Source organism: Streptomyces sp. NPDC030222, assembly GCF_055573115.1.
Genome location: NZ_JBVICA010000007.1, coordinates 25,132 through 45,083, shown reverse-complemented (window position 1 = coordinate 45,083; position 19,952 = coordinate 25,132). Strand labels below are relative to the sequence as shown.

At 70.3% G+C, this 19,952-nt stretch carries 19 protein-coding genes; 4 read left to right on the top strand and 15 right to left on the bottom strand.

The window, feature by feature from the left end; translation table 11 throughout:
• Positions 1 to 126 precede the first annotated feature (126 nt).
• The 6 genes from ACZ4Z5_RS12480 to ACZ4Z5_RS12455 all read right to left on the bottom strand — a co-directional run bounded on the left by ACZ4Z5_RS12480 (position 127) and on the right by ACZ4Z5_RS12455 (position 5,488).
• Positions 127 to 810 carry a uracil-DNA glycosylase gene (locus ACZ4Z5_RS12480; RefSeq protein WP_468260641.1) on the bottom strand — a complete coding sequence of 228 codons (684 nt, stop codon included), beginning with the start codon at positions 808 to 810 and terminating at the stop codon, positions 127 to 129.
• A gap of 71 nt (positions 811 to 881) precedes the next feature.
• Positions 882 to 2,462, bottom strand: a complete 1,581-nt coding sequence (locus ACZ4Z5_RS12475) for an ABC transporter substrate-binding protein (RefSeq protein ID WP_468260637.1) — start codon at positions 2,460 to 2,462, stop codon at positions 882 to 884.
• Between the two features lie 109 nt (positions 2,463 to 2,571).
• A complete protein-coding gene (locus tag ACZ4Z5_RS12470) occupies positions 2,572 to 3,330 on the bottom strand; it encodes an SDR family oxidoreductase (RefSeq protein WP_468260635.1) in 759 nt (252 codons plus the stop codon).
• 17 nt (positions 3,331 to 3,347) lie between these two features.
• Positions 3,348 to 4,109 (bottom strand): 3-oxoacyl-ACP reductase FabG, encoded by a 762-nt coding sequence (gene fabG, locus ACZ4Z5_RS12465; RefSeq protein WP_468260632.1) that lies wholly within the window; start codon positions 4,107 to 4,109, stop codon positions 3,348 to 3,350.
• A gap of 147 nt (positions 4,110 to 4,256) precedes the next feature.
• Positions 4,257 to 4,640 carry a DUF3037 domain-containing protein gene (locus ACZ4Z5_RS12460; RefSeq protein WP_468260629.1) on the bottom strand — a complete coding sequence of 128 codons (384 nt, stop codon included), beginning with the start codon at positions 4,638 to 4,640 and terminating at the stop codon, positions 4,257 to 4,259.
• Positions 4,637 to 5,488: a HipA family kinase gene (locus ACZ4Z5_RS12455; protein ID WP_468260626.1), complete on the bottom strand. Its 852-nt coding sequence runs from the start codon at positions 5,486 to 5,488 to the stop codon at positions 4,637 to 4,639. Before ACZ4Z5_RS12455 ends, ACZ4Z5_RS12460 begins: the two co-directional genes overlap by 4 nt.
• Positions 5,489 to 6,263: 775 nt before the next feature.
• Between ACZ4Z5_RS12455 and ACZ4Z5_RS12450 the strand changes: the two genes are divergently transcribed.
• Entirely contained in the window at positions 6,264 to 7,061 is a 798-nt protein-coding gene (locus ACZ4Z5_RS12450; protein ID WP_468260623.1) for a ribosome hibernation promotion factor, read from the top strand.
• Between the two features lie 162 nt (positions 7,062 to 7,223).
• On the top strand, positions 7,224 to 8,156 hold the full coding sequence (locus tag ACZ4Z5_RS12445) for a universal stress protein (RefSeq protein WP_468260620.1): 933 nt from the start codon (positions 7,224 to 7,226) through the stop codon (positions 8,154 to 8,156).
• A gap of 112 nt (positions 8,157 to 8,268) precedes the next feature.
• On the opposite strand, the gene ACZ4Z5_RS12440 is transcribed toward ACZ4Z5_RS12445, so the two are convergent.
• The 7 genes from ACZ4Z5_RS12440 to ACZ4Z5_RS12410 all read right to left on the bottom strand — a co-directional run bounded on the left by ACZ4Z5_RS12440 (position 8,269) and on the right by ACZ4Z5_RS12410 (position 15,964).
• Positions 8,269 to 8,799, bottom strand: a complete 531-nt coding sequence (locus tag ACZ4Z5_RS12440; protein ID WP_468260617.1) for a transposase — start codon at positions 8,797 to 8,799, stop codon at positions 8,269 to 8,271.
• Positions 8,800 to 9,075: 276 nt separating this feature from the next.
• Positions 9,076 to 10,605, bottom strand: a complete 1,530-nt coding sequence (locus tag ACZ4Z5_RS12435) for a YfcC family protein (RefSeq protein ID WP_468260613.1) — start codon at positions 10,603 to 10,605, stop codon at positions 9,076 to 9,078.
• Positions 10,602 to 11,555: a carbamate kinase gene (arcC, locus tag ACZ4Z5_RS12430; RefSeq protein ID WP_468260610.1), complete on the bottom strand. Its 954-nt coding sequence runs from the start codon at positions 11,553 to 11,555 to the stop codon at positions 10,602 to 10,604. The genes ACZ4Z5_RS12435 and arcC overlap by 4 nt, the downstream gene beginning before the upstream one ends.
• 32 nt (positions 11,556 to 11,587) lie before the next feature.
• Positions 11,588 to 12,589: an ornithine carbamoyltransferase gene (argF, locus tag ACZ4Z5_RS12425; RefSeq protein WP_468260607.1), complete on the bottom strand. Its 1,002-nt coding sequence runs from the start codon at positions 12,587 to 12,589 to the stop codon at positions 11,588 to 11,590.
• Between the two features lie 71 nt (positions 12,590 to 12,660).
• The gene (locus tag ACZ4Z5_RS12420; RefSeq protein WP_468260604.1) at positions 12,661 to 13,884 is read right to left on the bottom strand and encodes an arginine deiminase; all 1,224 of its coding nucleotides are present in this window, start codon (positions 13,882 to 13,884) and stop codon (positions 12,661 to 12,663) included.
• 260 nt (positions 13,885 to 14,144) lie between these two features.
• On the bottom strand, positions 14,145 to 15,041 hold the full coding sequence (locus ACZ4Z5_RS12415) for a universal stress protein (RefSeq protein WP_468260601.1): 897 nt from the start codon (positions 15,039 to 15,041) through the stop codon (positions 14,145 to 14,147).
• A 269-nt stretch (positions 15,042 to 15,310) separates the two neighbouring features.
• Complete coding sequence (locus ACZ4Z5_RS12410; protein ID WP_468260598.1) at positions 15,311 to 15,964, bottom strand: cysteine hydrolase family protein; 654 nt, start codon at positions 15,962 to 15,964, stop codon at positions 15,311 to 15,313.
• A gap of 120 nt (positions 15,965 to 16,084) precedes the next feature.
• Between ACZ4Z5_RS12410 and ACZ4Z5_RS12405 the strand changes: the two genes are divergently transcribed.
• Entirely contained in the window at positions 16,085 to 16,555 is a 471-nt protein-coding gene (locus tag ACZ4Z5_RS12405) for a pyridoxamine 5'-phosphate oxidase family protein (RefSeq protein WP_468261482.1), read from the top strand.
• 80 nt (positions 16,556 to 16,635) lie between these two features.
• On the opposite strand, the gene ACZ4Z5_RS12400 is transcribed toward ACZ4Z5_RS12405, so the two are convergent.
• Positions 16,636 to 17,544, bottom strand: a complete 909-nt coding sequence (locus ACZ4Z5_RS12400) for a LysR family transcriptional regulator (protein WP_468260595.1) — start codon at positions 17,542 to 17,544, stop codon at positions 16,636 to 16,638.
• Positions 17,545 to 17,618: 74 nt separating this feature from the next.
• On the opposite strand from ACZ4Z5_RS12400, the gene ACZ4Z5_RS12395 reads away from it, so the two are divergent.
• Entirely contained in the window at positions 17,619 to 18,602 is a 984-nt protein-coding gene (locus tag ACZ4Z5_RS12395; RefSeq protein WP_468260592.1) for a DMT family transporter, read from the top strand.
• Here ACZ4Z5_RS12395 and ACZ4Z5_RS12390 read toward each other — a convergent pair.
• Entirely contained in the window at positions 18,593 to 19,924 is a 1,332-nt protein-coding gene (locus ACZ4Z5_RS12390) for an aminotransferase class I/II-fold pyridoxal phosphate-dependent enzyme (protein ID WP_468260589.1), read from the bottom strand. The genes ACZ4Z5_RS12395 and ACZ4Z5_RS12390 overlap by 10 nt on opposite strands.
• Positions 19,925 to 19,952: the final 28 nt, after the last annotated feature.

Genomic DNA, 19,952 nt, shown 5'->3' with positions numbered 1-19,952 from the left:
CGGTGCGACTGTCCGCTCCGACGCTAGCCCGCGGGACGGGAGATCCGGCTGAGGCCCGGGCCGCCGTCAGCCGGTCGGCCCGGTCGTCAGCCGCGACGGCCGCCGGCCGCCGGGGAGACAGGCGCGTCAGCCCAGGTCGGGGAGCGTCCAGTCGATCGCCTCGTGGCCCTGGCGGGCGATCGCCTCGTTGATCTGGGTGAAGGGCCGGGAGCCGTAGAACTTCTTCGCCGAGAGCGGGGACGGGTGGGCGCCCTTCACCACCACATGGCGCTCCTGGTCGATCAGCGGGAGCTTCTTCTGTGCGTAGTTGCCCCAGAGGACGAAGACCGCCGGGTCCGGGCGCGAGTCCACGGCGCGGATCACCGCGTCGGTGAACTTCTCCCATCCCTTGCCCTTGTGGGAGTTGGCCTCGCCGGCCCGGACCGTGAGGACCGCGTTGAGCAGCAGCACCCCCTGCTCGGCCCACGGCATCAGATAGCCGTTGTCCGGCACCGGGGTGCCGAGCTCGTCGTGCATCTCCTTGTAGATGTTCCGGAGGGAGGGCGGCACCTTGACGCCCGGGCGCACGGAGAAGCACAGGCCGTGGCCCTGACCCTCGCCGTGGTAGGGATCCTGGCCCAGGACCAGGACCTTCACCTTGTCGTACGGCGTGGCCTCCAGCGCGGCGAACACCTCGTCGCGCGGCGGGTAGACCGGACCCTTGGCCCGCTCGTCCTCGACGAACTCGGTGAGCTCCTTGAAGTACGGCTTGTGCAGCTCTTCGCCGAGGACGCCGCGCCAGGACTCGGGCAGCAGGTCGGTGTCGGTCACGTCAACAACCTCCGGAATGGGATGGGTTCTCGACGACAGAACCTACCTGTGCCCACTGACATCCGGTCGGGTTACCAGCTGGTCTTGCGGTGCAGCTCCCACAGCTGCATGACGGTCTGCGGGTCGAGGGCCCGCTCGCCGCCGCCGATGTCCTCGCCGACCGCGATGAACATCTTGCCCTGCCACAGGGGCAGCAGCCGGACGTCCTTGACGAAGATCTCCTGGGCCCGCTCGAACTCGCTGATCACGGCCCCGCGGTCGGACTTGCCGCGCGACTTGGGCAGAACGTCGTTGAGGATCTCGGCCTGCTCGTACGGGGTGCCGACCGCGTTCTCCTTGCCGACGAACGGGGCGATGAAGTTGTCCGGGTCCGGGAAGTCGGGGAACCAGCCGCGGCCGAACACCGGGTACTCGCCCTTCTGGAAGCCCACCGTGTAGTCCTTCCACGGGCGGCTCTTCAGGGTCACGGTGAACAGCTTCGAAGCCTCGAGCTGCCGCTTGATCTCCTCGAACTCCGGCTTGGTCGACGAGCCGTACCGGTCGGTGGCGTACCACAGGGTGAGCGCGACGGGCTTCGTGATGCCCGCCTCGCGCAGGATCTTCGCGGCCTTCGGCACGCTCGGCTCACCGAAGGTGTCGAAGAACTCGGTCGTGTGGCCGACGACACCCTTGGGGACCATCGAGTACAGCGGCTCCGCGGTGCTCTTGTAGACCTTGGAGATCAGCTCCGAGCGGTCGATCACCTGGGCGATGGCCTTGCGCACGGCCGGGTCGCCGGCGGCGGGGTCCTTGGGGTTGAAGACCAGGAAGCGGATCTCCGAGCCGACCGTCTCGACGAGGCGGAGCTGCTTCTCCTGGGCCGTGCGCTCCTCGATGTGCTCGACGTCGTCCGCGGTCAGACCGCGGTAGGTCACGTCGATCTCCCGCTTCTTCAGCGCGTCGACAAGGCTGCCGGAGTCCTTGAAGTAGCGAATGGTGACGCCGTCGTTCTTGCGCTGCGCGAAGCCCTTGTAGTCGGCGAACTTCTCCAGCTCCGCCGACGAGCCGGCTTCGTACGACTTCAGGACGTACGGTCCCGAACCGGTGAGTCCGCCGTCCTCGCGGAGTTTGTCCGCCGGGTATTCCTTCGGCGGAACGATCGACATCGCAGGCGTGGCGAGAACGAACGGGAACGTGGCGTCCGGCTTGTTCAGCGTGAAAGTGATGGTGTCGTCACCGCTCGTGGTCACTTTCTCCAGGCTGCCGAGCAGACCCTTCGGACCGGCCGCGACGTCGATTTTGCCGATGCGGTCGATGGAGTGCTTGACGGCTTCCGCGTCGAGCGGGTCACCGTTGGAGAATTTGAGCCCCTTGTGGAGCGTGCACTCGAATGTCGTGCTCGCCGAGTCGGTGAATTCGCACTTTTCCGCGGCGTCCGGCTTCGGCTGGGTGCTGCCGGTCGGGAAGCTCAGCAGGGTCTGGAAGACATTCCGGTACAACTCCCATGAACCGTCCCAGGCAGCGGCGGGATCGAGGGTGCTGGGCTCGCTCGTCGTACCGACGACGATCTTCTTCTCACCGTCCGCACCATCGTCCGACAGCAGTCCGCAACCGGCGAGCAGGGATATGGACGCAAGGGCTGCAGCGGCCTGCAGACTGGTCCGGTTGAACACGTGCGCACGCTCCTCGTTCAGCCATGGGTCGGCCGACCATACCGTAGTGCCCCGCCGGGGCAACCGAGAGGTCCGGCGGGGCACTTCGGGAAATCGGGACGAAATCGTGTCAGCCCACGCCGGCATTCAGGAAAATACCGCCATCGACGACGAGTGTCTGCCCCGTGATCCATGCGGACTGCTCGGAGGTGAGGAACGCCGCGGCGCCCCCGATGTCCGAGGGAACACCCAGTCTGCCCAGCGGATAGCCCGCCACGACCTCGGCCTCCCGGCCTTCGTAGAGGGCTTCCGCGAATTTGGTCTTGACCACCGCGGGCGCGATGGCATTGACTCTGACCCCCGGCGCGAACTCGTGTGCGAGCTGCAGCGTCAGATTGATCATCGCAGCCTTGCTCATACCGTACGCGCCGACGAAAGGAGAGGCGCAGACACCGGCGATGGACGCGATGTTCACGATCGCGCCGCCGTTGTCCTTCTGCCACGCTTTCCAGGTCTGCTGGGCGAAGCCCAGAGCCGAGACGACATTGGTCTCGAACACCTTACGGGCGACGCCGAGATCGAGTTCGGCGATCGGCCCGAAGACCGGGTTCGTTCCGGCATTGTTCACCAGGAAGTCGACCCTGCCGAACGCCTCCATGGTGCGCTCGACGGCCGCGGCCTGGTGCGCCTCGTCGTGGGCCTTGCCGGCGACGGCGATCACCCGGTCCGCGCCGAGCCGCTCCACGGCCTCCTTGAGCGAGTCCTCGTTGCGTCCGGTGATGCACACCCGGTCGCCCCGGGCCACCAGCGCCTCGGCGATGCCGTAGCCGATGCCCCGGCTGCCGCCGGTGACCAGGGCGACGTTGCCGGAGAGTTCCCGTGCGGTCATGTTCTTCGCCTTCCGGATCAGTCGAGCGGGCCACCGGCCACGTACAGCACCTGGCCTGAGACGAAGCCGGTGTCGTCACCGGTGAAGAACGCGATGGCGCCCGCGACGTCCTCCGGCCGGCCGACCCGCTGCACCGGGATCTGGGTGGCCGCGGCGGCCTGGAAGTCCTCGAACCCCATGCCGACCCGGGCGGCGGTCGCGGCGGTCATGTCGGTGGCGATGAAGCCGGGGGCGACGGCGTTGGCGGTGACTCCGAACTTGCCGAGCTCGATGGCCAGGGTCTTGGTGAGGCCCTGCAGGCCCGCCTTGGCGGCGGAGTAGTTCACCTGGCCGCGGTTGCCCAGCGCGGAACTGCTGGAGAGGTTGACGATCCGGCCGAACCCGGCGTCCACCATGTGCTTCTGGCAGGCCCGGGACATCAGGAACGCGCCGCGCAGGTGCACGTTGATCACGGTGTCCCAGTCGGACTCGCTCATCTTGAAGAGCAGGTTGTCGCGCAGCACGCCGGCGTTGTTCACCAGGATCGTGGGAGCGCCGAGCTCCGTGGCGATACGCTCGACGGCCTCCTCCACCTGTGCGCCGTCCGAGACGTCGCAGCCGACGGCGATCGCCCGCCCGCCCGCCGCGGTGATCTTCTCGACCGTGTCCTTGCAGGCTGCCTCGTCGAGGTCGAGTACGGCGACGGCGCGGCCCTCGGCGGCCAGTCGTAGGGCCGTCGCGGCGCCGATGCCACGGGCCGCCCCCGTCACGATCGCGACGCGCTGCTCGGTGGTGGACATGCTGGATCTCCTCGCCTTTGGATGCGGCTCGTGCGGCACGACTCGGAGGTGAGCGACCGCTTAGTACCTACAGCAGTCGAGACGCTAGAAGCCCTGGCACCCGGTGTCAACGGCCCACTCGGGTGCCGTCGTCGGCGTGTGGCGCGATCAACGCACCAGCAGGTCGAGCAGGCGCTCCACCTCGGCTGCCGGATCGGCCGTCAGCCCGGTGTGCACGGGGCCCGGCTGGACGACCGTGCTGCGCGGCGCGATCAGCCACCGGAACCGCCGTCCGGCGTCGTCGCGTGCCGCCTGCCCGGCGGCCTCGCCGCCGTCGCAGACCCCCTCGACCGCGTGCAGCGCGGCCCGGACACCCGCCACGTCCGCCTGCGGGTCCAGCGCCCGCAGCTTGTTCTCGTCGAGGTACGTGCGGGCGGCGACGAAGGACTTCGCCCGGCAGTAGACGATCACGCCGGCGTTGAAGCACTCGCCCCGCTCCACCCGCGGCACCACACGCACCAGCGCGTACTCGAAGACGTCCCGCTCGCTCACTCGCCGCCGTCCTTGTCGTTCTTCCTCTGGTGCGGCCAGGAGGCCAGGTGATCGGTCAGCCAGCCGGGCGCCTGGGAAGGCCGGTTCCCGGTGGGAGCATCCATGGTGATCCGCTCGTGGATGCCGGCGACACGCGGGAGCAGCGCCTCCACGTAGGCGCGCCGTACGGCGTCGGGGCCGTCGAAGCCTGGTTCACCGTCCAGCCAGACGTCGGGGACGTCCTCGGCGACCTCCGTCAGCAGGTCCTCGGTGACACGCGGCGCGAGGTCGGCCGCCGCGGCGGCGATGTCGGGCGCGAACGTCGCGAGCGCGTGGTCGGTCGCGTTGTACGGCTTGGCCGCGGCGGACGCGGCGGTGGGCCAGTTGTGGTGCCAGATCATGGTGGCACCGTGGTCGATCAGCCACAGTTCGCCGTGCCAGACGAGCATGTTCGGGTTCCGCCAGGACCGGTCGACGTTGTTGACCAGGGCGTCGAACCAGACGATCCGGCCGGCTTCCCCGGAGTCGACCTGGTAGGCGAGCGGGTCGAAGCCGATCGACCCGGGCAGGTAGTCCATTCCCAGGTTGAGGCCGCCGCTCGCCTTGAGGAGTTCCTGGACCTCCTGGTCGGGTTCGGCGAGCCCGATGACCGGGTCGAGCTGCATCCGCACCAGCTCGGGGATACGCAGCCCGAGGCGGCGGGCGAGTCCGCCGCAGATCACTTCGGCGACGAGTGTCTTGCGGCCCTGCCCGGCACCGGTGAACTTCATGACGTACGTACCCAGGTCGTCGGCCTCGACGATTCCTGGGAGCGAGCCGCCCTCCCGCAAGGGAGTGACATAGCGAGTCGCTGTCACTTCTGTAAGCATTTTCCCGGGGGTATCCATTCATCAGGCCTTGCGATCGAAGAGACACTCTCCTCCTCTGCGTCCCTTCGGCTCGGCAACCTGGGGCCCTGGAGAGAATCTGGGGAGTCCAACGGGCTCGACGGAGCCCGGTACGCCGGAACCGGCGTCCGAGCGGGGCACAACTCTCAGACCTCGCGGCGATCATGCGGCTGCGCCGACGAGCGCCCTCCCCGTCGATGACACGCACTACCCTTCCAACACGTTGATCACCGTACATTGCCCGGAGCCACGGCCGAGCATGAATTGCGCCCGCTCGCCGCCCGGCCGGAGGCCGATCGACAGGTGCGTCGCCACCTGCTGGATCCTCTGGTCCGTCGAGAGGAGCCGGGCGGGAGCGGAAGGGCGAGCTCTCTGCCGCGCTCCGCTCCACGCCGTCTTATGCTGCGGCGACTTGGAGCCGCCGGCCCGATCCGCGCTGCCCGGCCGTGACGGATCAGCGGCAACCTGCCCGAACCACGACGCTGCTGACGTCCGTTCAGGTCGTCGCCAGATGCTGTCCCCAAGGCGTTCCACGAACCGAAGAGGGCCGAAGGCAAGGGCCGCCGACAGGCCGTCATCGCCCTCGTTCGCCGCCCTGCGAACGTGGGCCGTAGGCCGAACGGCCTTGACCGGCCGCCCGGAGGTCCCGGCTCCGTGGGTGATGGGGGTACCGGTGGGGCTTTCGCGGGGGTCCGGACGGCTCTGCCCGGGAGCGGTCGCCGGCGGACAGGCTGGGAGCGACCAAGGAGGAGTACTCATGAGCGGTCTCAAGACCACCCAGGCGGTCGACGTCCAGGTCCGCAACCGAGGGCAGGTACCCCATGGCGCGGACATCTACGCCCAGGAGAAGGTTCTCGCGGCAGTCGGCCACGTGAGCGAACCGGTGCTGGCCGTCCAGGTGAAGCTCACGCAAGCCGTCAGCGCCTCGGCGAACCGTCCGGCCACAGCTCAGGCCGTGGTGAACGTCAACGGCCGACCGGTACGGGCCCACGTGGCCGCGAACACGATGTTCGAAGCGGTGGACCTCCTGCAGGACCGTCTGACCGCCCGGCTCGCCCGGGCACGGCGGCACGGGTCGCGCGGCCTCCACAGCAGCGGCCCGAACACCCGGGCATGGTGGGACAGCACGGGTCACGAACACCGCCCGCACCGTCACCACCTTCCGGCCGAAGAGCGCCGCATCGTGCGGCACAAGTCCTTCGGCCTGGCCCACCAGACGCCCGAGGACGCCTTGATGGACCTGGAGACCATGGACCGCGACTTCTGGGTCTTCACGGACCTGGTCTCCGGTCACGACAGCGTCATCTACCGCGAGGTCCGCACCGGCCGGTACCGCATGGCATCGCTGGGACCCCTGGGCCAGGAACGGGAGGTCGACGGACTGCTCAGCGTGAGCACGGTTCCCGCGCCCACGAGCAGCGTGGCCGAGGCCGTTTCGCGGTTGCACCACACCGGGTTGCCCTTCGTCTTCTTCAACGACACGGCCACCGGCCGGGGCAGCGTCCTCTACCACCGCTACGACGGCCACTACGGACTGATCACTCCGTCCCGGTAGCCCGTTCTGGGCGATACCACCCGCCACTGCCCGAACCGACACCCCGGTCGGTGGGACCGCCCCAGGGGACCGGCCCGTAGGACGCGGTCATGTGCCTCGCGCCGACGGCCCGTCCCCGGCCCACCACCTCCCGCCATCCGAACTTCTCGCCCGGAGAAAACCATGTCACGTACCGTCATCGCAGCTGTGGACGGCTCGGCCGAGTCACTGGCGGCCGCAGAATGGGCCGCACGCGAGGCGCGGCTGCGCCGCCTGACCCTGCACATCCTGTATATCCGGCAGGACTGGTCGCCGGGTTTCGCCCACGCACCGTTCACCGGCACGGACACCGCGCCCAGCCAGGGGACGACCGCCGCGCAGGACTGGGCCGAGCGTGTCCCGCGCGAGCCGGCCGAACGACTGCGGGAGGGACACCCCGGCCTGGACATCACCGCGGAGGTGGTGTTCGGCCGTCCCGCCGAGGTATTGCTGTCCGCGGCCAAGAAGGCGGAGGTCCTGGTCATGGGTTCACGAGGGCTGGGTGCCCTGGCCGGCTTTCTGGCCGGGTCGGTCTCGTTGCCCGTCATCGCGCACGCGGAGCACCCGGTCGTCGTCGTACGGGCCGAGGAACGGGCCGAGGACGAACTGCGGCGCGGGCCCGGCGACAGCGAGGTCCGACAAGGGCAATACCTCGACGTGGTGCTCGGCCTCGACCTCGCCCGGCCGTGCGACGAGCTGATCGCGTACGCATTCGAAGCCGCCGCCGCGCGCGCGGCCACCCTGCGGGTCGTCCACGGCTGGAGCGTACCGATGGCCGTCGGTCACGATCCCGCAGCCGTCGACCCCGGCCTCGATGTCGCACCGGGGTTCCGTGAGGCAGGCGCCCTCACCGATGCATTGCGGCCGTGGCGGGGCAAGTTCCCCCAGGTCGAGGTCAAGGAGCAGGCCATGGTGGGCCGGCCCGCGGACCATCTTGTGGAGGCATCGCAGGATGCCAGTCTGCTGATCGTGGGACGGCGCATACGCCAGGCAGCCATCGGAGCACACATCGGCCCGGTCACACACGCGGTGTTGCACCACGCCACGACGCCCGTGGCGGTCGTCCCTCATCTCTGACCGGCGCAGGCCGCATCGCGGGACAGGCCGTGACTCCTCCCCCTCGTGGACGAGGGAGCTTCTCGCTGTGCCGGGTTGGCGTCGCGACGGGCCGGCCCGGCCCGTAGGACGTTCAGGGCGCCCACCGTGCCCGCGTGCGCGTGGTGGCCGCACGCCCGGCAGTGGAAGTCGTCCTGGGTGGGCCGGTTCTCCTTGGCGGTGTGCCCGCATGCGGGGCACCGCCGGAGGTGTTGCGGGGGTCCGCCGCCATCACCTGCCGTCCGGCTCCTTCCGCCTTGACGGCCAGGACTGCGAGGAACACCCCCCACCCGGCATCGGCGATCGAACGGTTCAGCCCGGCCTTCACGCCGGCCCCGTCGGGCAGGAAGCCGCCCGGATCACCGGGGGCGGGCCTGGGGGCCGGTGCCTTGCTCATGCTGCGGATCCTGAGGTCTTCGTGCGCGATGAAGTCGTGTTCCCGGACGAGGTCACACGCGGTCTTGCAGGTGTGGTCCAGGCGCTGGCGGCGGACCTTGCGGTGCAGCCGGGCCACCGCCTCTGCGGCCGTGCGGCACCGCTTGCTGCCGCGCCTGCACCGGGAAAGAGCCCGCTGTGCCGCTTCGAGCTTCGCGGCGGCCTTCGCCCCAAGACGGGGATTGGGCACGAACTTGCCATCTCGGCAAGCGCGCCCTGCCGGCCCACGGTGGGCCGTATGAGGAACTTGTACGCACCGATCATCCAGCCCACCCCCTTCCTGGCCGGCTTGCAAAATCCCACTCAGACCGTCACCCCAGAGGCGGAGCGAACTCCGGCGCTGCGCGCCTCCGGGGCAAGGATGCGTATCTCTCCCCTGCTGAAGCCGGGATACCCACACAAGACCACGGGTGGCCGGTCGGTCGATTGGCTCGCCCCGCCGGCCACCTGCCCGGCACGTGCCGGTTCAGCCCACGGCCGCACCGAGTGCGAGGAATCCGGCGACGGCTACCAGCAGGACACCCATCAGTGGTGCCATGAATCGCAGGTACCGGTCGTAGCGGACCTTGGCAAGGGCTAGGCCGCCCATGACGACGGCCGAAGTGGGCGTGACGAGGTTCACCCATCCGGAAGCCGACTGGTACGCGGTCACCACCAGGGCCCGGCTCACTCCGGCGAAGTCGCCCAGTGGAGCAAGGATGGGCATGGCGAGGGCCGCGTGGCCGGACGAGGAGGGGACGAAGAAGGCCAGTGGGAGGTTCACCACGAACATCAGAACGGCGAACACGCTGGAGGACGTGCCGGCCAGCGCACGCTGCAGGGCGTCGAGGACGGTGTCGGTGACACTGGCGTTGTTCATGACGACCGTGACTCCCCGGGCCAGCATGACGATCATCGCTGCTCCGATGAAGTCGCCCGCCCCGGCGGTGATGGCGTTCGCCGTCCCTTTCTCCCCCAGGCCGCCGACCAGCCCCACGGCGACCGCCGCGACGATGAACAGGGCGGCGAGTTCAGGGAAGTACCAGCCGAGTGTGGGCAGGAAGGTGACGTGCAGATCGGACCAGGGGACCACGGCGAAGATCATGAAGAGGAAGGTGACCGCGAAGAGGCACAGGACGGTGCGCTGACGACTCGTGAGTTTCTCTGCATCGCTGCCGTCGTGCTTGATGCGCAGGTCGTCCCCGGTCAGTGGTGTCAGTGAGCGGGAGGGGTCTTCGGTGACGCGGCGGGCGTAGCGCACGACGTAGGCGGCTGCCAGAGCGGTCAGACAGGCCCACATCACCAGCCGCAGGACGATGCCCTCTCCCGTGCCGATGCCGGCGCTGTCGGAGGCCACCCCGGTCGCGAAGGGGTTGACGGTGGAGGCAAGCGTGCCGACACCGGCTCCCACCATGATGACGGTCGCGGCAACCATACGGTCGTATCCCAGGCCCAGCATCAGAGGGATCATCAGCCCGTAGAAGCCGAGGGTTTCCTCGGCCATGCCGTAGGTGGTCCCTCCCAGGGAGAAGACCGTCAGCAGGACGACGAGGAGAAGGGTCCTGCGGTGCTGCAGGCGCTGCGCGAGCCGCGCCACTCCGGCCGTGAGTGCCCCGGTGCGCATCGTGACGGTGATGAACGCGCCCACGGCCAGAATGAAGAGGAACACTCCGGCCGCGCCGGCGAAGGAGCCGGTCCCGCCGGGCGTGGTGAGGCCGGTCCCGGGGTCGGTGACGCCGTACAGGCCGTTGACCGGGGAGAGGAACAGGTCCTTGAGCCGGTCCCAGAAGCCGGTGGTCATCTCTATGGGGTGGTAGCTGCCCGGGACGGGGCTGCCGTCCTTGGTGTCGTAGCGGCCGGCCGGGATGACGAACGTCAGGGCCCAGACCGCCACGGTGACGGCGATCAGGACGGTGAAGGCGGACGGGAACCGAAGCCGCCGCGGTCCGTCGGGCGCGCCGGAGTCCGGACTCGCCCCGGTCGGCTGCGGGGATACGGGTGCGCTGGGGAGAGTCATGTCAGGTCCTGTCGTCTGTCGTGGTCGGCTTTGCGGTAGCGGCCGCTGGGTGTGACGACGGTGCCGGTGGCACCGTCGAGGACGGCTCGGGCGTCTTCGAGAGCGCCGATGGCCGCCATACCGCCGGTGAGCTCGACGAACCGGCACACGGCGTCGACCTTGGGTCCCATTGACCCGGCGGGGAACTGCTGGGCTCTGAGAGCTGCGGGCGTGGTCTGTCCGATGGGCTCGGCGCCGGGGGTGCCGTAGCGGAGCGAGACGTGGGAAACGTCGGTGAGCAGCAGAAGGACGTCGGCGTCGAGTGCCTCGGCCAGCAGAGCGGCGGTGAGGTCCTTGTCCACCACGGCTTCGACGCCGGTCAGCTGCCCCTGTTCGTCACGGATCACCGGTACTCCGCCGCCCCCGGCGCACACGGCGACCGCTCCCGAATTCAGCAGTAGCCGGATCAGCCGGGTCTCCACGACGCGTTGCGGACGGGGCGAGGGAACGACGCGTCGCCAGTGGCCGCCGTCCTGCTTCACCCTCCAGCCGCGTTCGGCGGCCAGTCGCTCCGCCTCGGTCCGGTCGTAGACGGGGCCCACGAACTTGGCGGGGTCGGCGAAGGCCGGGTCGGCGGCGGAGACGAGGGTCTGGTTCAGCAGGGCGCACACCTGGCGGTCGGGCAAGGCGTTCTGCAGGCACTGGAGCAGCCAGTATCCGATCATGCCCTGGGTCTCCGCGCCGAGGACGTCAAATGGATAGGGCCTGCTCAGGGAGTGGTCGGCGGCACTCTGCAGGGCGAGTACCCCGACCTGCGGTCCGTTGCCGTGGGTGATGACGAGTTCGTGCTCGTGTGCGAGGGGGGCGAGGGCGGACACGGCGGCGCGGACGTTGGCGAGCTGCACGGCGGCGTCGGGTCGTTCCTTGCGGCGGAGCAGGGCGTTGCCGCCCAGTGCGACGACTACACGCATGGTGTGTTCTCCGGGGGGCGAGGGGTACCGGCTCAGTCGCCGAGGGTGGCGACGAGGACCGCCTTGATGGTGTGGAGCCGGTTCTCGGCTTGGTCGAACACGATGGAGTGCGGGGACTCGAAGACCTCGTCGGTGACTTCGAGCGCGGTCAAGCCGGTCCGGGCCGCGATCTTGGCGCCGACGGCGGTGTCGCTGTTGTGGAAGGCCGGAAGGCAGTGCATGAACTTGATCGCCGGGTTGCCTGTCGCCTTCAGGGTCTTCGCGGTCACCTGGTACGGCTTGAGCAGAGTGATGCGCTCGTCCCACATCTCGGGCGGCTCGCCCATGGAGAGCCAGACGTCGGTGTAGAGGAAGTCGACACCGGCCACGCCTTCGGTCACGTCCTCGGTGAGGGTGATCCGCGCGCCGCTGACGGCCGCCGCCCGATGTGCCTGGTCGACGACGTCGGAGGCGTTGTGCAGGGAACGCGGGCCGACCATGCGTACGTCCATGCCGAGCATGGCCGCGGTGATCAGCAGGGAGTTGCCGACGTTGTTCCTGGCGTCGCCCAGGTAGGCGAAGGACACCTGGTCCAGGGGCTTGTCGGTGTGCTCCCACATGGTGAGCACGTCGGCGAGCGACTGGGTGGGGTGCCACTGGTCGGTCAGGCCGTTCCAGACCGGAACGCCGGCGTGCCGGGCGAGGTCCTCCACCAGGCGCTGGTCGCTGCCCCGGTATTCGATCCCGTCGTAGTAACGGCCGAGGACACGGGCGGTGTCCTTGATGGACTCCTTATGTCCGAGCTGGGAGCCGACCGGGTCGAGGTAGGTCACGTGCGCGCCTTGCTGGTGAGCGGCCACTTCGAAGGCGCACCGGGTCCTCGTCGAGGTCTTCTCGAAGATGACGGCGATGTTCCTGCCGCGCAGCCGCTGCTCCTCGCGCCCCTCACGGCGGGCCGTTTTGATGGAGGCGGAGAGTTCCAGAAGGTGGCGGAACTCCCCGGGAGTGAAGTCGAGTTCCTTCAGAAACGGGCGCTGGTGCAGGTCGTCGTGCATGGCAGGCTCCTTGACACGTACAGGGGGTGTGCGGCGGACGGATGACCGGGCGGTGGCGGAGCGGTGGGCGCTCAGGCGGCCTCCCGCTCGATGGGACAGGTCATGCACCGCGGGCCACCACGACCCCGGCCGAGTTCGCTGCCGCGCACGGTGACGACCTCGATCCCGCTCTTGCGCAGGTAGGTGTTGGTGGTCACGTTGCGCTCGTAGGCGACGACCACGCCGGGTTCCACGGCCAGCACGTTGCAGCCGTCGTCCCACTGCTCCCGCTCGGCGGACCGGAGGTCCTGACTGGGGGTGAGGACGTTGATGGAGGGCAGGCCCAGGGCATCGGCGATGGCCTGGTCCGTGTGCTCGGGCGCATGGTCGGTGACCTTCAAGCCCTCCCCATCGGTGCCGGGTTCGATCGTGGAGGAGGGCAGCATGCCGAGGCCGGCGTAGCGGGTGAAGGTGTCACCGCTGACCATGGTCATGACGGTGTCGAGGTGCATGAAGCTGCGGCTCTTCGGCAGACTGACGGCCACGACCCGCCGGGCGGAGCCCGCGGCGAACATGCGCAGGGCGAGATTCTCCACGGCCTGAGGGGTGGTGCGCTCGCTCATGCCGACGAGCACCGCGCCGTTGCCGATGACCAGGACGTCGCCGCCCTCGATGGTGGCGGGGTAGGCGTCCTGCCCGTCGGTCCACCGGTGGAACTCCCCCTTCTCGAACAGGGGGTGGTGTCGGTAGATGGCTTCGAAGTGGACCGTTTCACGGCGTCGTGCCGGCTTGTTCATCGGGTTGACGCTCACGCCGTCGTACACCCAGCACGAAGTGTCACGGGTGAACAGATGGTTGGGCAGGGGTGCCAGAAGGAAGTCGTCGGGCGCCATGGCGTGCAGTCGCACGCTCGGTATCGGGCCCGTGCGTTCGAGCAGTTCGCCCTTGGTGACGCCGCCGATGAGGCAGGCGGTCAGTGCGGCCGGCTCCAGGCAGTCGAAGTACGTGCGGAGCCGGTCGGCGCCGAGGACGCCGAACTCACGTTCGTCGAAGACCCGGTCGAGGACGAGCTGCCGCGCGTCGATGGCATCCAGCGTCTCGGTGAGCAGGTCGGCGAGGAGGTGTACGCGCACTCCGCGGTCCCGCAGGACATCGGCGAAGGCGTCGTGCTCCTCGCGGGCACGCTTGGCCCACAGCACGTCGTCGAAGAGGAGGGCGTCCTTATTGGTGGGTGTGAGGCGTTTCAGTTCGAGGTCGGGCCGGTGCAGGATGACCTGCTTCAACCTGCCGGTCTCGGAGTCGACGTGAAAGGGCATGGGGTCCCCCGAAGGTGAGAAGGATGGTGCACGGGGCGAGCGCGGCACAGGACGTGCTGCCGGCCGGGCGTCCGCTGGGGGACGCCTCGGGGAGCACTTGAACTCTGTCACTCGCGTCCCCTCGCTCCCGGCCGCAACGGTCCCTGGTGGCGGGCCAGTCGGCACCCTCTGCGAGGACCGTTCGGTCGGTCCGCAGGGACCTTCGGCCCTGCTGGGCGACCGTCGGTCACCACGTGCGGCGGGGCGGGGCAGACCGAAGGTCAGGCGTCTGCGTGGGGTACCACGGCCACGGGGGACAAGCAGTGGTGCAGCACGGCGTGCGTGACGGCACCCAGGTGCGCGCCGACCGGCGACCGGCGCATGCGGCGGCCGACCACGACCAGCCCCGCGTCCCGTGAGGCGTCGACCAGATCGTGTGCCGGACGTCCGAGGGCGCACTGCGCGGTGACGGGGACGGCGGGAAACTTCCGCTGCCACGGCTCGAGCGCCTCGGCCAGGGCGGCCTCCTTGGCGGTGGCCACCTTCGCCGTCAAGACCTGTCCCACCGGGGTCGACTCGGCTCCGTGGAAGGGCGGAGGGCTCCAGCTGTGAACGGCCCGAACCGTGCCACCGTGCCGGTCGGCGTGAGCGAAGGCGAATGCCAGTACCGCGTCACTCCCGCTGGTGAGGTCCACCCCGACGACGACGGTGCAGGGCGGCTGCGGTTCGTCAGGCATGCCCGGGGAGCTGCAGTCCTCCTGCGACCCGCGAACGAACACGACCGGGCGAGAGGCATGTGCCGCGACGGCCAGGGAGACGGAGCCGAAGACGTATCCGGCTACGGTGCCGAGCCCCCGCGAGCCGACAACCAGCAGTTCGGCTTCCGCCGCCGCGGCACACAGCACCTCGGCCGGGTCGCCGCAGACATATGAGGTCGTCACCTCCAGAGCGGGGTGTGCGGCGCGCACCCGGTCCGCGACGCGGCGGGGGATCCAGTCGGTCTTCCGGTCGTGCTCCGCGTCCGTGCCGACGAGTGGGATGTGAACGTCCGGACGGATGTCCCACACATGAAGAAGTCTCAGCCCCGCCCTGCGGCGTGAGGCTTCGACGGCGGCCCATCGGACCGCCGCCGTGCTTACTGCGGAACCGTCGAGACCGACGGTGAGTGTGCGGGACATGTGCGGACCTCCGGGACGGGGCTGGGTGTTGCCCTCAGCCTGCTGGGCGCGGGAGGTCCGATGCAGGGGCCGCTGGTCCCTCGTCCGGGGCCCGAGCTGCCCTGAACGAGGCATCCGCCGCCACGGCGGCAATGGACGCCCGCCCTTCGACTCGGCCCGCTCGGCGTCGGTGAGGTGCCGGCAGGCTTCGTGGGCAGCGTCCGACTCGACTTGCCCAGCCGCCCCCGCTCCCGGCATCCGTCCGGATCGGGATCGACGGCGGTCCCGGGTCACACCCGCCCGGCCGGCCGGCGGGGCGCCCGCCAGCAGGCGAGCAGGTCGTCCGTCGTGGTGACGGTGGCGACCAGGGAGAGGGTGTGGCGGACCATCGCGGCGGTGTACTCGGCGGGCACACCGGCGATGCCGTCACGGGGCACCACGACGGAGTATCCGAGGTTCACCGCGTCGAAGACCGCATTGGGCACGGCGATGTTGGCCGAAACGCCGGTGACGACGAGGGTGCGGCATCCGAGGTTGCGCAGCAGCGCGTCGACGTCGGTGCCCGCGAGGGGGGACAGCCCGTGCAGCCGCCGCACCACGAGGTCCTGGTCGGCGACCTCGATGGGCTCGGCGACCCGGACCGCCGTGGTCCCGGTGTACTGCTGGACGGGGAGGCGTCCGGCGGCCCGGAACAGCCGGGCGTTGGTGTTCGCGCCGCGCCCGTCGGGCCGGCGCTCCGCGACCGCGTGCAGCACCTGGACGCCTGCTTCGTGCGCGGCGGCGACCAGTCGGGCGATGTTGTACAGGGCGCCCGACGTCCGTGCCTGTTCGGCGAGTTCGGGAAGCGCGCCGTCCCGGCCGACCACGCCCTGCTGGCATTCGACGGTGAGCAGCACCGTGGTGTCCGGTTCGACCTGCTGCGCCAGCTGCTGGTGAGTCGGCATCTTCTCCCCCAGGGTTCGGTCCGGCGTGGGCGCGCGACGCTAGTGCCCATTGCGTCAGGGGGAAAGACCACGCATCATTCCCCTCACCGATTCTGACGTTCCATCAGGTCGAGGGGAGCGATCGCCGTGACACAGCGCCGGGGCCGCCGGATCATGATGACCGAGAGCGAGCGCGACACCTTTCTGACGGCGCAGCGGACGTGCCGGGTGGCCACCGTGGCTGCGGACGGACGGCCCCATCTGGGGGCGTTGTGGTTCGCCTGGGACGGCCGGGCGCTCTGGCTGTACTCCCTCACGCGCAGTCGCCGCTGGGCGCAGCTGCGCAAGGACCCCCGGATCTGCGTCCTGGTCGACGACGGCGAGGCATACGGCGAACTGCGCGGGGTCGAGCTGTCTGGCGCGGCGGAGTTCGTCGGCGATGCCCCGCGGCGCGGTGAGCGGTGCCCTGCTCTCGACGCCCCGGAACGTTTGTTCGCGGGCAAGTACTTCGGCCTGGAGGAAATGCCGCACGACGGGCGGCACGCCTGGCTGCGGCTGGTTCCGGAAAGCGTCGTCTCCTGGGACTTCCGGAAACTGGGCGGCATCGGCTGAAGGGCGGGCCGGCTGAGGGACGGGGCCGACTGAAGGGCGGCCGTCCCCGGAGCGACCGGTCCGCGGGCGGGCCGTCGCCGTCAGTTCCCGGCCAGCTGCTCCCCCGCCGCGTACAGCGCGTCCACGGCCGCCCGGATGGACGGGCGGCGGTCGGCGTCGGCGCGCCAAACCGCGTAGACATGGCGGCGCATGGCGTGGCGCACCGGGACCACGCGCACACCCGGGGGGACGGGGCCGCGGCCGAGCCGCGGCGCGACGCTGACCCCGAGGCCCGCGGCGATCAGGGCGAGCTGGGTGGCGTGCTCCTCGGCGACATGGGAGATGCGCGGTTCGATCTCCTTGCCGCGCAGCGTGAACATCAGCCACTCGTGGCAGAACTCCCCGACCGGCCAGGTGATCCAGTCGTCGTCCGCGAAGTCCTCGAGGCCGACCTCGGTCCGCCGGGCCAGGGGGTGGCCTTCGGGCATCGCCACGTCGGCCTGGTCGTCGAGCAGCGCTCGCTTGGCGAGCCCCTCGGGCAGCGGCAGGGGCTTGTTGTACCAGTCGAGCACGACGGCGAGGTCGAGGTCGCCCCTGACCACGCGGCGTACGGACTCCTCGGGTTCGAGCTCCTCGCAGCGCACCTCGAGCCGGGGGTGGTTCTCGCGCAGGGCGGCCAGCGCGGCGGGGAAGAGTCCCCGGAGCGCGGTCGGGAACGCCGCGGCGCGCAGCTCGCCGACGACCCGGCCCCGCTGGGCCTCCAGGGCGGACTGGGCGATCTCGACCTGGGACAGGATCCGCCCCGCGTGCTCGGCGAGCAGCTGTCCGGCGTCCGTGAGGCGTACGCCGCGGCCGTTCTTGGCGAGCAGCGGCTGACCGGCCTCCCGTTCCAGCTTCGCGAGCTGCTGGGAGACGGCGGAGGTGGTCACGTGCAGCGCTTCGGCGGCGCCGCTGACCGAGCCGTGCCGGGCCACCGCGTCGAGGGTGCGCAGGCGCTCCAGGTTCAACATGTAAGCAACTCTAAGCTATCCAGTCGAGAAAATCTCGCTTGTCCTAAGAGATTGAACGCCGCATGGTGGTGACCATGAGCTCCGCGACCCGCCCGACGACCACCACCTCCCCGACGACCCCCACCACCCGCATCACGGACCGGCCGACCACCCGCTCCGGCCCCCGCCCCGCCGTCGACTGGCGCATCCGCTTCGCGGCGCTCGCTCTGATCTGGGGGTTCAGCTTCCTGCTCATCAAGGTGGGCACCGAGGGCTTCGCGCCGTTCCAGGTGACGCTCGGACGTCTGGTGTTCGGCACGGCGGTCCTGGCGGCCGTGATGGCGGTCAGGCGCGAACGGCTGCCGCGCGGCGCCCGGACCTGGGGGCATCTCGCCGTCGCCGCGTTCTTCCTCAACGCGCTTCCGTTCTCCCTGTTCGCATACGCCGAGCTCACGATCCCCTCGACGCTGGCCGGGATCTGCAACGCCACGTCTCCGTTGTGGGGCATGGCCCTGTCGATCGTGGCCCTGTCCGAGGACCGGCCGACCCGTCGCCGGGTGGCCGGGCTGGGCATCGGCTTCCTCGGGGTGCTGACCGTACTGGGAGCGTGGCAGGGCTTCTCCGGCGTCGACGCCCACGGAACCGCGATGGCGCTCCTCGCCTCGCTGAGCTACCCGGTCGGCTGGATCTACGTCCGCCGGACGCTGGCCGGCAGCGGAAGCTCGCACCTCTCCCTCACCGGCGCCCAGCTGTTCCTGGGGACGCTGCAACTGGCCCTGGTCACACCTCTGTTCACCAGCATGCCGACATCGTTCCCGGTGGTCCCGATGCTCGCGATCCTGGCGCTCGGCGCACTGGGCACCGGTGTGGCCATGCTCGTACAGTACGGCCTGGTCGCCGAGGTCGGCCCCACCACGGCGACCATGGTCACGTACTTCATCCCGGTCATCGCGACCGCGGCGGGTGTCGCGCTGCTCGGCGAGGACCTGAGCTGGAACACCCCGGTCGGCGCGGCCGTCGTGCTGGTGGGTGCCGCACTGACGCAGAGCAGGCCGAAGGCGCAGTCCGGTCAGTCGTAGCGCAGGCCAGGGCCCGGGCGGAGCGCGCGGGACACCGCCTCGGCGAGCGGCTCGATGTCGTCCGGAGCGAGGGTCGAGACGGTGAGGCGCACCCCGGGCGGCGAGGCGATGCGGAAGCGGCCGCCCGGGGCCACCGCCCAGCCGGCGTGCAGCAGTCGCGCGACCGCTCCGGTCTCGTCGGCCACCGGAACCCATACATTGAACCCGCTGCGCCCGTGGGCGACGACGCCCCGCTCCGCCAGCGCACGCACCAGGCCGTCCCTGCGTCCGCCGTAGGAGCGGGCCACCGCGACCGGGTCGACCGCGCCCGACTCCCACAGGTGCACCACGGCCATCTGCAGGAGTCTGCTGACCCAGCCGGGCCCGAGCCGCTGCCGGCCTCGGACCCGGTCGACGGTGTCGGGATCACCGGTGAGCACGGCGAGCCGGAGGTCGGGGCCGTACGCCTTGGCGACGGACCGCACGAACGCCCAACTGCGGGTCGCCCCCGCGAGCGGATGGAGGGGGAGGTCGACGATGCCGTGACCGTGGTCGTCCTCGACGAGCACCACGTCGGGGTGCTCGTCGAGGACGGAGCGGAGGGCGGTCGCGCGTCCGGCGCTCACCGCCGCTCCGGTGGGGTTCTGGGCGCGGTCGGTGACCACCAGCGCCCGGGCGCCCGCCGCGAGGGCCGCCCGGACCGCGTCGGGCAGTGGTCCCTCGTCGTCGGTTGCGACGGGTACGGGCCGCAGACCGAGCGCCGGCACCAGGTCGAGCAGCGAGCCCCAGCCCGGGTCCTCCACGGCCACGGCGTCACCCGGCCGCAGATGCACGGCCAGCACCCGCTCGATCGCGTCCAGGGATCCGGACAGCACCGCGACGGGCCCCTCCGGCACCCCGTCGGCGGCGAACGCCTCGCGGACATGACGGGCCAGCCCCGCGTCGACGGGATCCTCGCCGTACAGGCCGGGTTGCTCGGCGTTGCGCCGGGCGGCGGACGCGAACGCGTCTCCGAGAGGCGGGAGCAGGCCGGCGTCGGGGTTGCCGTCGGCGATGCCCCGGACGCCTTCGGGCACCTCGAAGGCCCGGGCATCCCGGGCGGTACTGGCCGGCCGGGGACGCACCCGGCTGCCGCGGCGTCCGGCCGTCTCGATCACTCCGCGTTCGCGGAGGGTGCGGTAGGCGGCCGCCACCGTGTTGGGGTTCACCTCCAGCCGGGCCGCCAACTCCCTCATGGGCGGCAGCAGTTGCCCGGGGTCCAGCTCGCCTGCGCCGATGGCCCGTTCCACGCTGGCCGCGATCTCCGATGCACGCCGGCCTTCGATCCGATACTCTCCTAGCACAAAGACGATTATGCACTAGTGCAATAGG